Consider the following 13,543-nt stretch of genomic DNA (forward strand, 5'->3'; position numbering starts at 1 on the left):
CATGACCTCCACCGTCGCACCCTCGACCAGCGCCGCCACGGGTGGCCCCTCGCTGCCGCAGGAGCGCCGGCTCGTCACCGAGGTGCCGGGTCCCCGCTCCCGGGAGCTCCTCGACCGCAAGCGTGCCGCCGTCGCCGCCGGTGTCGGGGTCGCCGTGCCGATCGCGGTCGTCGCGGCCGGCGGCGGCGTGGTCGTCGACGCGGACGGCAACTCGTTCGTCGACCTCGGATCGGGCATCGCGGTGACGAGCGTCGGCAACGCCCACCCCCGCGTGGTCGAGGCCGTGCAGGCGCAGGTCGCGTCGTTCACCCACACGTGCTTCACGATCGCCGCGTACGACGGGTACGTCGAGGTCGCGGAGGCGCTGAACCGACTGACCCCGGGTGACCACGAGAAGCGCACGGCGCTGTTCAACTCCGGCGCCGAGGCCGTCGAGAACGCCGTGAAGATCGCCCGCAAGCACACCGGCAAGCAGGCCGTCGTGGTGTTCGACCACGCCTACCACGGCCGGACCAACCTCACGATGGCGCTGACGGCGAAGAACCAGCCGTACAAGAACGGGTTCGGACCGTTCGCCCCCGAGGTGTACCGCGTGCCGATGTCCTACCCCTTCCGCGACGGCGGCCTGTCCGGCGCCGAGGCCGCGAAGCGTGCGATCACCCAGATCGAGAAGCAGGTCGGCGCCGAGAACACGGCAGCCGTGCTCATCGAGCCGATCCAGGGCGAGGGCGGTTTCGTCGTCCCGGCACCGGGCTTCCTGTCCGCGCTGTCCGCGTGGGCGACCGCGAACGACGTCGTCTTCATCGCCGACGAGGTCCAGACCGGGTTCGCACGCACCGGCGCGATGTTCGCCAGCGAGCACGAGGGCATCGTCCCCGACCTCGTCACGACCGCGAAGGGCATGGCCGGCGGGATGCCGCTCTCGGCCGTCACCGGTCGCGCCGAGATCATGGACTCCGCACACGTCGGTGGCCTCGGCGGCACGTACGGCGGCAACCCCGTCGCCTGCGCCGCAGCCCTCGCCGCGATCGACGCGTTCGAGCACGACGGCCTCGTGGAACGCGCGGCGGCGATCGGCGAGCTGCTGCTCGGGCGCCTCCGCGCAGCACAGGCCGCGGACCCCCGCATCGGCGACGTCCGCGGTCGCGGCGCCATGGTCGCGATCGAGCTCGTCGACCCGGCGACCGGCGAACCCGACGCCGCGCTCACCGGTCGTGTGGTCAAGTACGCGTACGAGCACGGCGTGATCGCGCTCACCGCGGGGACGTACGGCAACGTCCTCCGCTTCCTCCCCCCGCTCGCGATCGACGACGCCCTCCTCGGCGAAGGCCTGGACGTCGTCCTGGAAGGACTCGCCGCAGCATGACCGACACCCAGACCGACCACGGCACCCGGACCGACCACAGCACGGCCGGCCGCTCGGACGCCGAACGCGAGCTCCTCGCGAAGGTCCCCACGGGCCTCCTGATCGACGGCACCTGGCAGCAGGCGGCCGACGGCGCGACGTTCCCCGTCCTCGACCCGTCGACCGGGGAGACGCTCCTCGAGATCGCCGATGCAACCCCCGAGGACGGTGTCCGAGCGCTCGACGCCGCCGCCGCAGCCCAGCAGGCGTGGGCGTCCACCCCGCCCCGGCGGCGCGCCGAGGTGCTCCGGAAGGCGTTCGACCTGCTCCAGGAGCGCCGAGCGGACTTCGCGCTCCTCATGACGCTCGAGATGGGCAAGCCCCTCGCCGAAGCGAACGGCGAGGTCACCTACGGGGGCGAGTTCCTCCGCTGGTTCTCCGAGGAGGCCGTCCGAATCGGCGGCTCCTACGGCACCAACCCCGAGGGCTCCGGCCGGGCGATCGTCACGCACAAGCCCGTCGGGCCGACGTTCCTCATCACCCCGTGGAACTTCCCGCTCGCGATGGCGACGCGGAAGATCGCCCCGGCGCTCGCCGCCGGGTGCACCGCGGTCGTCAAGCCGGCGGAGCTCACCCCGCTCACCACCCTGCTGTTCGCGGACCTGCTGCTCGAGGCCGGGGTGCCGGCCGGGGTCGTGAACGTCGTCCCGACGAGCCAGGCGGGTGCGCTCTCCGAGCCGATCCTCAGCGACCCCCGACTCCGGAAGCTGTCGTTCACGGGGTCGACCCCCGTCGGCCGGACGCTCCTCGCGCAGGCCGCGCAGAACGTCCTTCGTACGAGCATGGAGCTCGGCGGCAACGCACCGTTCCTCGTGTTCGAGGACGCCGACCTCGACCTCGCGGTGGAGGGCGCCCTCGCGGCCAAGTTCCGCAACACCGGGCAGGCGTGCACCGCGGCCAACCGGTTCATCGTGCAGGAATCGGTCGCCGAGGAGTTCGCCCGCCGGCTCACGGAACGCGTCGAGGCGATGACGGTCGGCCGGGGCACGGAGGACGGCGTCGCGATCGGACCGCTCATCGACCAGCGTGCCGTCGACAAGGCGCACCGGCTCGTGACCGACGCGCTCGACCGTGGTGCCACCCTGCGCACCGGCGGGCGGCCCGTCGACGGCCCCGGGACGTTCTACGCGCCGACCGTCATCACGGACGTGCAGCCCGGGAGCGACCTGCTCCGCGACGAGATCTTCGGACCGGTCCTCGCGATCCGCACGTTCTCGTCGGAGGACGAGGGCATCGCCGCGGCGAACGACACCGAGTACGGCCTGGTCGGGTACGCGTTCACCGAGGACCCCGCGCGCGGCCAGCGGCTCATGGAGCGGCTCGAGACCGGCATGCTCGGCCTGAACACCGGCATCGTGTCGAACGCATCCGCACCGTTCGGCGGCGTCAAGCAGTCCGGCCTCGGGCGTGAGGGCGGCGGCGAGGGCCTGCACGAGTACCTCGAGACCATGTACACGTTGACGCCCGACCCGTTCGGGCGCACGAAGGGAACGCAGCGATGACCATCGAGAAGGACGTCGTCGTCATCGGCGCCGGGGTGACCGGGCTCGTCGCCGCGAACCGGCTCGTCGCGGAGGGCCGGAGTGTCGCCGTGCTCGAGGCCCGTGACCGGGTCGGCGGCCGGACGTGGACGAACGACATCGAGGGCGTCACGCTCGAGATCGGCGGCCAGTGGGTCTCCCCGGACCAGACCGCGCTGCTCGAGACGCTCGAGGAGCTCGGTCTCGAGACCTACGACCGCCACCGGGAGGGCTCGAGCGTCTACATCGACCAGCACGGCTCCCGCACCGAGTACACCGGGGACATCTTCCCGCTCCCGGAGGCCACCGCGACCGAGATCGAACGGCTCGTGGCGGTGGTGGACGAGTACGTCGCGAAGGTCGATCCCTCCCGGCCCTGGGAGACGCCGGACGCCGCGGCGCTCGACGAAGTGTCCTTCCGCGAGTGGCTCCGGCGCCTCAGCGACGACCGGGTCGCGACCGAGAACGTCGAGCTCTTCATCGCCGGCGCCATGCTGACGAAGCCCGCGCACACGTTCTCCGCGCTGCAGGCCCTGCTCATGGCGGCCTCGGCGGGGAGCTTCTCGAACCTCGTCGACGCCGACTTCATCCTCGACAAGCGCGTCGTCGGCGGGATGCAGCAGGTCTCCGAGCGGCTCGCGGCGAAGCTCGGCGACGACGTGCACCTGAACGCACCGGTCCGCACGCTCCGCTGGGACGACGAGGGCGTGGTCGCGATCGCGGACGGTGGCATCGAGGTTCGGGCACGGCAAGCCCTCGTGGCCGTCCCGCCGCCCCTCTACTCCCGCATCTCGTACGAGCCGCCGCTGCCCCGCCGGCAGCACCAGCTCCACCAGCACCTCTCGATGGGGTTCGTCATCAAGGTGCACGCCGTCTACGACCGGCCGTTCTGGCGCGGCGCCGGACTGTCCGGTACGGCGTTCAGCCCGTACGAGCTCGTGCACGAGGCGTACGACAACTCGATGCACGGCTCCGAGCAGGGCACGCTCGTGGGCTTCGTCTCCGACCAGCACGCGGACGACGTCTTCGCGCTGTCGGCCGAGGAGCGCAAGGCGCGCGTCCTCGACTCACTCGCGCACTACTACGGCGACGAGGCGCGCCGCCCGGTCGTCTACTACGAGAGCGACTGGGGGACCGAGGAGTGGACCCGCGGCGCGTACGCCGCGAGCTTCGACCTCGGCGGCCTCGTCCGGTACGGCGCCGACCAGCGCGCGGCCGTCGGACCGCTGCGGTTCGCGTCGAGCGACCTCGCCGGGCACGGGTACCAGCACGTCGACGGGGCGGTGCGGATCGGTCGCGAGGTGGCCGCCGAGATCCTCGCGGCTCTGCCGCAGCCGGCGGTGCGGTAGACGGGACCGGACGACGGCCGGGAGGCGCGGTGCCTGCCCGCACCGCGCCTCCAGTCCTCCTCCTGGTCACCTGGATGGGTGTGACACGCGCCGCGCGTAGCGTCCCGGCCATGAGCGACACGAGCAGCAGCCAGCCGTCCGACGCCGAGCGCGAGTACACCGAGGAGCTGCCGGACGGATCGCCGTCGGGCGACGCGACCGAGGACCCGTCGCAGGACAGCGACCACGACTCGGGCGGTGAGCCCGAGGAGCCGCAGGCGGACTAGTCCGTCACTCGCTGGCGCGGATCGGCTCGCCCGTCTCCGGGTCCCAGCCGACCACGCGCGGCTGCTGCGCCCTCGGAGCGCGAGCCGGACGCGGCGGGAACCAGGCCCGCGCCGGCGGGAGGTACGGGAGCACCCCGGCGACGGCCGCGGCCACGCGCTCGGCGGTGGTCAGGCCGTAGGGCGGGACCACCGCGTTCAGCAGGGCGAACGCCGCGAGCACCGCCAGCCAGAAGCGTGCGCGGCCGGAGCCCCGCGCCAGTCGGATCGCTCCGAAGGCGACGAACCCGATGAGCCCGAGCCCGATGACGTACCCGGCCACGGACCACGGCCCGTACTGCGCGGCGGTCCGGCCGATCACCAGGGTGTTGCCGATGAGCTGGGCGGCGGAGACCAGAAGCCAGAGCACGACGGCAGCGGTCACGAGGGCGGGGCGGGAGCGCGGAGCACCGGTGGTCACGAGCCGATCCTAGGACCGTCCGCCCGGGACGCCGACGACACGGGCGGCGGCGGCCCGTGCTGCCGCGGCCCACGGACGATCGGGGTCGGCCTGCGCGCTCGCCATCGCGCCGTCGTACAGGAGGCAGAGCTGCAGGGCCGTCGACTCCACGTCCTCGTGACCGGCCTCGGTCAGCAGTGACGTGAACAGACCGCGCACCCACGCGCGGTGCTCGAGGGTGACCTGGTGCGTGGGGTGCCCGGCGCCGTACTCGGCCTCGACGTTGATGAACGGGCACCCGCGGTACCCGGGCTCGTCGAACCACTCGCCCAGCAGGTCGAACACCGCGAGGACACGCTCCGCAGGCTCCGTTCCGCGCGAGGGGAGTTCGGTCGCCACGTGTTCCTGCCACGACGCGCTGCGTCCGCGGAGGTACCCGAGCACGAGGTCGTCCTTCGTCCGGAAGTGCGTGTACAGGCTCGCCTTCGAGATGTCCGCCTCGGCAGCGACTTGATCGACCCCCACTGCGTGGATGCCCTGCTCGTAGAACAGCCGGTCGGCGGTGGCGACGGCTCGTTCCCGGGCGGGACGACGACGGGTGCGCGCGGAGGTCGTATCGGACACGGTTTGACTTTACTGCACCGATCTGTACAGTTACCAGCACCCAAACCGTACCGATCTGTTCAGTTAGGACCACGCTCATGACCACCACCGCCCTCGTCACCGGATCCACCAGCGGGATCGGCCGCGCGGCCGCTGAACTCCTCGCCGCCCGCGGCGTGCACGTCGTCGTCTCCGGCCGCAACGCGGACCGCGGTGCCGCGGTCGTCGACGGCATCCGAGCCGCCGGCGGCACGGCCGACTTCGTCGCCGCCGACCTGCGGGACGCCCCGAGCGCCCGAGCCCTGGCCGACGAGGCCCTGCGCATCGGCGGCGGCCGCGTCGACGTCCTCGTCAACAGTGCGGGCATCTTCCCGTTCGGCGCAACGGCGGACACCACCCCGGACGGTTTCGACGAGGTCTTCGACATCAACGTGAAGGCGCCGTACTTCCTCGTCGCGGCGCTCGCACCCGGGATGGCTGAGCGCGGGACCGGCTCGATCGTGAACGTCACGACGATGGTCGCCGAGTTCGGTGCCGCCGGCATGGGCCTCTACGGCTCGACCAAGGCCGCCCTCGTGCTCCTCACGAAGTCGTGGGCGGCCGAGTTCGGGCCGGCCGGGGTGCGGGTGAACGCCGTCAGCCCCGGACCGACCCGCACCGAGGGGACCGCCGCCATGGGTGCGGCGCTCGACCAGCTCGCCGAGGCCGGACCCGCCGGACGCCCGGGAACGGCGCAGGAGGTCGCCGAGGCGATCGTGTTCCTCGCGACCGACGCTGCTTCGTTCGTGCACGGCGCGGTGCTGCCCGTCGACGGCGGGCGCATCGCGGTCTGACGCGGCCCAGAGCCGGACGGGAGGCGTGGGGCGGGCCCGCACCGCGCCTCCCGTCCGCACCTCCCCGTCGGGTGCACCGTCAGCCGGGGTACGCAGCCCGGCGCAGGTCACAGCGTCCGACCGGTACAAGGACGACATGACCACTTCCTCCCGCACCCCGCTCGGCGTGACGCTCGTCGACGGCGGCGCGAACGTCGCCCTCTTCTCGAGCACCGCCGAGCGCGTCGAGTTCTGCCGCTTCGACGAGGACGGCACTGAGCACCGCACCGAGCTCCGGAACCGCACCGGCTACACCTTCCACGACATCGTCCCCGACGTCACCGTCGGAACCCGCTACGGCTTCCGCGTCCACGGCGCGTGGGACCCTGCGAACGGCCTGCGGCACAACCCGGCCAAGCTCCTGCTCGACCCCTACGCCACGGCGATCGACGGCACCTACGAGTGGGGCCAGGCACTGTTCGGCCACGACATGGAGCAGCCGGACCAGCGCGACGACACCGACTCCGCGAGCGCGATGCCGAAGTCCGTCGTCGCCGACCGCGGGTTCGACTGGGACGGCGACACCCGACTCCGGACCCCCCTCGCGGACACGGTCGTGTACGAGGTCCACGTCAAGGGCTTCACGAAGCAGCACCCGGACGTGCCCGAGGAGATCCGCGGCACCTACGCCGGGCTCGCACACCCGGCAGCGATCAAGCACCTCACCGACCTCGGGGTCACCGCCGTCGAGCTCCTGCCCACGCACCAGTTCGTGCAGGACTCGACGCTCGCCGACAAGGGCCTCCGCAACTACTGGGGCTACAACTCCATCGGCTTCTTCGCCCCGCACGACGAGTACTCGTCCTCGGGTACCGCTGGGCAGCAGGTCGCCGAGTTCAAGGAGATGGTCAAGGCCCTGCACGCCGCCGGGCTCGAGGTCATCATGGACGTCGTCTACAACCACACCGCCGAGGGCAACCACATGGGCCCGACGCTGTCCTTCAAGGGCATCGATAACCAGTCGTACTACCGGCTGGTCGAGGGCGACGAGGCGAACTACTTCGACACCACCGGCACGGGCAACAGCCTCAACGTGTCGCATCCGTCCGCGCTCGGCCTCATCACCGACTCGCTCCGGTACTGGGTCGAGGAGATGCACGTCGACGGCTTCCGCTTCGACCTCGCCACGACGCTGACCCGGCAGGACGGCGAGGCCGAGAAGCACTCCGCGTTCCTCGACATCATCCACCAGGACCCGGTGCTCCGCGAGGTGAAGATGATCGCCGAGCCGTGGGACACCGCGGGGTACCAGGTCGGTGGTTTCCCCGCGGACTGGTCGGAGTGGAACGGGAAGTACCGCGACGACCTCCGCGCGTTCTGGCGCGGCGACGAGGGGACGCTCGGCGACGCCGTCCAGCGCGTGCTCGGCAGCCCGGACGTGTACGAGGGGTCCCGGCGCTCGCCGCTGTGCTCGGTCGACTTCATCACCGCGCACGACGGCTTCACCCTCGCCGACCTGACGATGTACGCCGAGAAGCACAACGAGGCGAACGGCGAGGACAACAACGACGGCGAGAGCGACAACACGTCGTTCAACGGCGGCATCGAGGGGCCGACCGACGACGGCGCCGTGAACGACTACCGCGACCGTCAACGCCGGAACTTCCTCGGGACGCTGCTGCTCTCCGCCGGTGTGCCGATGATCCTCGGCGGCGACGAGATCGCTCGCTCCCAGGGCGGCAACAACAACGCCTACTGCCAGGACGACGAGATCTCCTGGTTCGACTGGGCCGCTGCCGACCACGACCTGCTCGCCTTCACCACGGCGGCGATCGCCTTCCGCCGCGAGCACACGGCGCTCCGACCCGAGTGGTACCGCACCGCCCCCGGTGACTCCGACTCGACCGTGCAGATGCTCCGAGCCGATGCGCAGGGCTTCGAGGACGCCGACTGGGCCGACGGTGGGAACCGGGCCGTCATCCTCGTGCTGACGCAGGGCGACGACACGGTGGCGGTGCTCCTCAACGCGTCCGACACGACCGTGGAGTTCACGCTCCCCGAGAAGCACGGTGGTGGGAGCTGGTCGCTCGGGCTGTCGAGCGACCAGGAGCAGGCGATCGGCGGCGACGCCGCGACCGTGCTGGTGCGGGACGCGTCGTTCACGGCGTTGGTCTAGACCGAGGACGGACGAGAGCGCGCCCCGCTCAGCGGCAACGCAAAGCGTTGCGCGGGGCGCGCCGACCGAGCCTGCGAGGGAGGAGTGCTGGCTGGCACCGCGCCTCCCGTCCGTCCTGGCCGTTACTGAGCCGCTCACAGGTGCTGAACTCGGGTTCCGCGTGATCCCTCCCACATGGAGGGTGGTCAGCTCCGACATGTTCACGTTTCGCTGTACCGGATCACGACTGCGTTCACCTGCTCGTCCGAGAAGTCGCGTCTGATGAGCCGCTCGACGGCGCTCCGCTGGTGCCACACAACGAGTGGCACCCGTGGTCGGTCTTCCGCGCCGTCGCCGGGCATCTGGTCTTCACCAGGCTGTCTTTCCGTTGTTCTCGCAACCATGCTACGCACGCTATGTCAACGCTGAAATGTCGGCAAGGGGCTGGCTGGGAGGGAACATGTTCACGAGAACGATCACCAAAACGGCCGCGATCGTCGGTGGCGCTGTGCTGATCGGGGCCGCGAAACGAAACATACCTGACATCAGAGCGCTTCCGGAGGCACCCTCGCTGGGCAACCGGATGGAGGGGAGGCGCGGTACCGGCTGGCACCGCGCCTCCCGGACGTCGCTGGTCCGGTCGGACCGTCAGCCGATGCGGATGAGCTTCTTGTTGACGAACTCGTCGGCCCCGAGGGGGCCGAGCTCCCGCCCGAAGCCGCTCGCCTTGACGCCGCCGAACGGCAGCTCGGGGCTGTCCGCGCCGACGATGTTCACGTAGACCATGCCGGCCTCGATGCGGTCCGCGACACGGAGTGCCTGGTCGGCGTCGGTGGTGAAGAGGTAGGAGCCGAGGCCGAACGGGGTGTCGTTCGCGAGCTCGATCGCGGCGTCCTCGTCTGCGACGCGGTACACGGCGGCGACCGGGCCGAAGAACTCCTCGCGGTAGGCGTCGTTCTCCCGCGTGACGTCCGTCAGCACTGTCGGCGTGAAGGCGTTGCCCCGGCGCTCGCCCCCGGTGACGACCGTCGCGCCCTGCTCCTTCGCCGCAGCCAACTGCGCCTCGAGCCGATCGGCCGCGGTCGGGGACGACAGCGGTCCGAGCTCGGCGCCGGAGACGCTCGGGTCGGTCGGCTCGACGGCGGACATGGCTGCGGTGAACTTCGCGAGGAAGTCGTCGTACAGGTGGTCGGCCACCAGGAAGCGCTTCGCGGCGTTGCAGACCTGGCCGTTGCCTTCCAGGCGGGTGGCGACGGCGGACTCCACCACCGCGTCGAGGTCGTCGGTGGACAGCAGGATGAACGGGTCGGAGCCGCCGAGTTCGAGCACGACCTTGGTGAGGTTGCGTCCGGCGATCTCCGCGACGGCGGCGCCAGCACGGGCGGAGCCGGTCAGCGAGACGCCCTGGACCCGCGGGTCGGCGATGACGTCGGCGACCTGGTCGTTCGTGGCGAAGACGTTCGTGTAGGCACCATCGGGGAACCCGGCGTCCGTGAAGATCACCTCGATCGCGAGGGCTGACTCGGGGCACTGCGGGGCGTGCTTGAGCAGGACGGTGTTGCCGATGACGAGGTTCGGGCCGGCGAACCGGGCGATCTGGTACGCGGGGAAGTTCCACGGCATGATGCCGAGCAGCACACCGACGGAGGACTTCCGGATGAAGGCGCTGCCCTCGCTGCCCTCGGCCAGGGTGATGGGCTCGTCGGCGAGGAACTCCTCGGCGTGAGCGGCGTAGTAGTCGTAGATGTCGGCGCAGAAGTCGACCTCGCCGTACGCCTGGTCGATCGGCTTCGCCATCTCGCGGACGATCGTCGTCGCCAGGTCTTCGCGGCGCTCCCGGTAGAGCTCGGCGACGCGGTGCAGGAGGGCGGCTCGGTCGGCCACGCTGGTGGACCGACTCCAGCTCGCGTGCGTCCGGTCGGCGTCGGCGATCGCCTGCTGGAGCTCGGCGTCCGTGATCGTCGGGAAGGTGGCGAGGGTCTCCCCGGAGGCCGGGTCGGTGACCGCGTAGACGGTGGCCGTGTCGTTCATCGTGTCTCCTGTGTGGTTCAGACCTGGTCGGTCAGCTGCTTGTTGACGCCGGTCACGGGCTGGTTCTCGTCGAAGCCCCTCGGCTGGATCCGGAACCCCTTCGTGATGACCAGGAGGTACACGAACCCGATCGCGGCCCAGACCCCGCCGGCGATGAGCGCGTCGGCGTGCAGCTGAGACCAGAGAACACCCGTCAGGAGCATCGCGACGCCCGGCAGCACGATGTAGGCGAAGCGGTCACGGGCGGTGTGCCGTCGGCCCTGGCGCCAGGCGAAGTGCACGATGACGGTCAGGTTGACGAAGGTGAAGGCGATGAGGGCGCCGAAGTTGATGTAGGACGAGATCGTGTCGAGCGAGAACGTCATCGCCAGGAGCGTGACCGCGCCGACGATGACGATGTTCGGGATCGGCGTGCGGGTCCTCGGGCTCACGTAGCCGAAGACCTTCTTCGGCAGGACGTTGTTGCGGCCCATCACGAGCAGCATCCGGGCGACGCTGGCGTGCGACGCGAGTCCGGACGCCAGGGCGGCGACGAAGCCCGCGGCGACGAGGATCGCCTGGAAGACCGGGCCTCCCACGAGCAGGCCGATCTGCGGCAGCGGGTCGTCGGTGAACTCGCCGAACGGGGCGTTGGTCGGGAAGCGGAGCTGCGCGAAGTACGCGGACACCAGGAAGATCAGGCCGCCGAGCAGGACGGTGAGCAGGATCGCCTTCGGCATGATCCGGATGCTCTTGGCCTCTTCCGTGTACATCGTCACGGCGTCGAAGCCGATGAAGGAGAAGCACACGACGGTGGCTCCGGTGAGCAGGGCCGTCATGGTCACGCCGTCGTGCACGAACGGCTCGGTACTGACCACGGTGCCGGCGCCGGCCCCGCGCACGAGCTCGATCACGGCGAACACCACGAAGGCGATCATCGCCAGGATCGCGCCGATCAGCAGGACCATGTTGAGGTTCGACGTCCCGCGCATGGACAGGCAGATCACCGTGGTGACGAAGAGCGTGTAGACGACGACCGTGACCCACGCCGGCAACCCGGGGAACACCTGCTCGAGGTACAGCCGGATGATGAGCGCGTTGACCATCGGCAGCAGCAGGTAGTCGAGCAGGGAGGCCCAGCCCACCATGAACCCGGCGTTCGGGTGGATCGACTCGCGCACGTACGTGTACGCCGAGCCGGCCGCCGGGTAGACGCGCACCATCTTCCCGTAGCTCACCGCGGTCAGGAGCATGATCACGAGGGCCACGACGTACGCGCTCGGGACGGCGCCGTTCGTCTCGTCGGACACGATGCCGAACGTGTCGAACACGACCGTCGGGGTCATGTAGCCGAGCCCGAGTCCGACGATGGCCCAGAGGCCGAGGTTCCGCTTCAACGAACCGCCGCGGGCGGTCGTGCCGGGCGCCGCTGTGGCGAGGGTCGGTGTTGCCAAGGGTGGTTCCCTCCTGCTCGCGGCGCTGCCGCGGGGCCGGGGTCGGGGCGACGGTGCCCTGACCGGTACGGGTACCGGGACGCCCCGTCGGAGCGAGCCGGTGCGCAGACGATACCGACGGCGGCCAGCGGACCGGGCTCGCCGCGGAGTACACGGACTCGGAGCCGGTTGTACGTCATGTCGCTTGCTCGGAGGACGCCCGACGGTCGCTGTGGGCGGTCGGGGAGGACGCTCAGCCGGACGGTGCCGGACGGCAGCGAGTTCCCGGACCCGATCCCTACGCTCGCGGCCGGAGAACCCCTCCGAGGAGAGCGCACGCAGGACGAGGACGACCGATGGCACGCACACCCAGCACCCCCCGCCCACGCCGTGGCGGAGCCCTGCTCGCCGGCGGGCTCGTCGGCGGCCTCGTGGTCGGCCTCGCCGTCGGCGGGCTCGGCGGGTGGACCGCGAGTCACGCGGCGGCCCGGTCGGACGCGCAGGCCGCGACACCCGCGACCTCGACCCCGACCTCGTCGCGACCCGTGCCCACGTACACCCCGGTGCCGACCTCGTCGCTCGGCATCCCGGCGAGCGAGGCACCCGGCAGCTCCACCGCGCCGAGCAGCGTCGACCTCGCGACCTCGTGGACGGCACCCGACGGCATGCCGACCCAGGGGCGCCTGCTGCACGAGACGATCCCCGCGACGACGTCCCACTTCACCGCGCGCCAGGCCCTCGTGTACCTGCCGCCCGCCGCGCTGACCGCCGACCCCCCGCACCTCCCGGTGGACGTGCTCCTGTCCGGCCAGTCGAAGGGCGCCGGACCGAACGACGTCCAGAGCGGCGGACACATCGAGCAGACGATGGACGCCCTCGCCACCGTCGACCGCGGGCTCACCCCGATCGTGGTGGTGCCCGACCAGCTCGGCCCGCAGTCCGCGAACCCGATGTGCGTCGACGGGAAGCTCGGCAACAGCCGGACCTACCTGACGAAGGACGTCCCGGCGTGGATAACGAGTCACCTCAAGGTGCAGACCGCGGCGTCGGCGTGGACCATCGGCGGGTTCTCCCAGGGCGGGACCTGCGCGATCCAGCTCGGTGCCGGTGATCCCGCCCGGTTCGGCAACCTCATCGACGTCTCCGGCGAGGACGGCCCGACGCTCGGCAGCGAGGCGAAGACGATCGCGGACGGCTTCGACGGCAGCCGGGCCGCGTACCTCGCCGCGCAGCCGGAGGCCCTGCTACGGGCGAACGCGCCGTACCGGGACACGAACGCGTTCTTCGCCGCCGGACAGCTCGACCACACCTACGGGCCCGTCATGCCGGTCCAGGCCGCTCGTGCCCGCGCCGCCGGGATGCACGTCGCGACCTGGGTGGTGCCCGGTGACAAGCACAACTGGACGACCGCACGGGCCGCGCTCGCCGCAGGGCTGGCCTGGATGCAGTCGCGGATCGGGCTGGCGCCGTCCGGCGACTGACCCCGATCGACGCTCGCGCGCACGTCCGCCCGCTGCGGGCACGTCGGAGCGGGCCGGTGCTCGTGTCCGGCTG

At 71.2% G+C, this 13,543-nt stretch carries 11 protein-coding genes; 7 read left to right on the forward strand and 4 right to left on the reverse strand.

Going from position 1 to position 13,543, the window contains the following annotated elements:
• Nucleotide 1: 1 nt before the first annotated feature.
• The 4 genes from gabT to ABC270_RS01805 all read left to right on the forward strand — a co-directional run bounded on the left by gabT (nucleotide 2) and on the right by ABC270_RS01805 (nucleotide 4,540).
• Nucleotides 2-1,366 carry a 4-aminobutyrate--2-oxoglutarate transaminase gene (gabT, locus tag ABC270_RS01790; RefSeq protein WP_412879213.1) on the forward strand — a complete coding sequence of 455 codons (1,365 nt, stop codon included), beginning with the start codon at nucleotides 2-4 and terminating at the stop codon, nucleotides 1,364-1,366.
• Nucleotides 1,363-2,907: an NAD-dependent succinate-semialdehyde dehydrogenase gene (locus ABC270_RS01795; protein ID WP_412879214.1), complete on the forward strand. Its 1,545-nt coding sequence runs from the start codon at nucleotides 1,363-1,365 to the stop codon at nucleotides 2,905-2,907. Before gabT ends, ABC270_RS01795 begins: the two co-directional genes overlap by 4 nt.
• Nucleotides 2,904-4,274, forward strand: a complete 1,371-nt coding sequence (locus ABC270_RS01800) for a flavin monoamine oxidase family protein (protein WP_412879215.1) — start codon at nucleotides 2,904-2,906, stop codon at nucleotides 4,272-4,274. The genes ABC270_RS01795 and ABC270_RS01800 overlap by 4 nt, the downstream gene beginning before the upstream one ends.
• 110 nt (nucleotides 4,275-4,384) lie before the next feature.
• Nucleotides 4,385-4,540 (forward strand): hypothetical protein, encoded by a 156-nt coding sequence (locus tag ABC270_RS01805; RefSeq protein ID WP_412879216.1) that lies wholly within the window; start codon nucleotides 4,385-4,387, stop codon nucleotides 4,538-4,540.
• Nucleotides 4,541-4,544: 4 nt separating this feature from the next.
• Here the strand turns inward: ABC270_RS01805 and ABC270_RS01810 are convergent, their stop codons facing one another.
• Both ABC270_RS01810 and ABC270_RS01815 read right to left on the reverse strand, forming a co-directional pair.
• Complete coding sequence (locus ABC270_RS01810; RefSeq protein ID WP_412879217.1) at nucleotides 4,545-4,997, reverse strand: hypothetical protein; 453 nt, start codon at nucleotides 4,995-4,997, stop codon at nucleotides 4,545-4,547.
• A gap of 9 nt (nucleotides 4,998-5,006) precedes the next feature.
• A complete protein-coding gene (locus tag ABC270_RS01815) occupies nucleotides 5,007-5,600 on the reverse strand; it encodes a TetR/AcrR family transcriptional regulator (protein WP_412879218.1) in 594 nt (197 codons plus the stop codon).
• Nucleotides 5,601-5,677: 77 nt separating this feature from the next.
• On the opposite strand from ABC270_RS01815, the gene ABC270_RS01820 reads away from it, so the two are divergent.
• The gene (locus ABC270_RS01820; RefSeq protein WP_412879219.1) at nucleotides 5,678-6,412 is read left to right on the forward strand and encodes an SDR family NAD(P)-dependent oxidoreductase; all 735 of its coding nucleotides are present in this window, start codon (nucleotides 5,678-5,680) and stop codon (nucleotides 6,410-6,412) included.
• A gap of 136 nt (nucleotides 6,413-6,548) precedes the next feature.
• A complete protein-coding gene (glgX, locus tag ABC270_RS01825) occupies nucleotides 6,549-8,567 on the forward strand; it encodes a glycogen debranching protein GlgX (protein WP_412879220.1) in 2,019 nt (672 codons plus the stop codon).
• Between the two features lie 627 nt (nucleotides 8,568-9,194).
• Here glgX and ABC270_RS01830 read toward each other — a convergent pair.
• Complete coding sequence (locus ABC270_RS01830) at nucleotides 9,195-10,577, reverse strand: NAD-dependent succinate-semialdehyde dehydrogenase (protein ID WP_412879221.1); 1,383 nt, start codon at nucleotides 10,575-10,577, stop codon at nucleotides 9,195-9,197.
• Nucleotides 10,578-10,594: 17 nt separating this feature from the next.
• On the reverse strand, nucleotides 10,595-12,010 hold the full coding sequence (locus ABC270_RS01835; protein ID WP_412879222.1) for an APC family permease: 1,416 nt from the start codon (nucleotides 12,008-12,010) through the stop codon (nucleotides 10,595-10,597).
• Between the two features lie 335 nt (nucleotides 12,011-12,345).
• Here ABC270_RS01835 and ABC270_RS01840 point away from each other — a divergent pair, with 335 nt between their 5' ends.
• A complete protein-coding gene (locus ABC270_RS01840; protein ID WP_412879223.1) occupies nucleotides 12,346-13,470 on the forward strand; it encodes an alpha/beta hydrolase in 1,125 nt (374 codons plus the stop codon).
• Nucleotides 13,471-13,543: the final 73 nt, after the last annotated feature.

The sequence above is a fragment of the Curtobacterium phoenicis genome (assembly GCF_047238015.1).
Classification (GTDB): domain Bacteria; phylum Actinomycetota; class Actinomycetes; order Actinomycetales; family Microbacteriaceae; genus Curtobacterium.

Bases quoted from the DNA above. Each gene is read 5' to 3' on its own strand.
- glgX (WP_412879220.1), top strand. From the start codon at position 6,549: ATGACCACTTCCTCCCGCACCCCGCTCGGCGTGACGCTCGTCGACGGC.
- ABC270_RS01840 (WP_412879223.1), top strand. From the start codon at position 12,346: ATGGCACGCACACCCAGCACCCCCCGCCCACGCCGTGGCGGAGCCCTG.
- ABC270_RS01800 (WP_412879215.1), top strand. From the start codon at position 2,904: ATGACCATCGAGAAGGACGTCGTCGTCATCGGCGCCGGGGTGACCGGG.
- ABC270_RS01820 (WP_412879219.1), top strand. From the start codon at position 5,678: ATGACCACCACCGCCCTCGTCACCGGATCCACCAGCGGGATCGGCCGC.
- ABC270_RS01805 (WP_412879216.1), top strand. From the start codon at position 4,385: ATGAGCGACACGAGCAGCAGCCAGCCGTCCGACGCCGAGCGCGAGTAC.
- gabT (WP_412879213.1), top strand. From the start codon at position 2: ATGACCTCCACCGTCGCACCCTCGACCAGCGCCGCCACGGGTGGCCCC.
- ABC270_RS01795 (WP_412879214.1), top strand. From the start codon at position 1,363: ATGACCGACACCCAGACCGACCACGGCACCCGGACCGACCACAGCACG.
- ABC270_RS01830 (WP_412879221.1), bottom strand. From the start codon at position 10,577: ATGAACGACACGGCCACCGTCTACGCGGTCACCGACCCGGCCTCCGGG.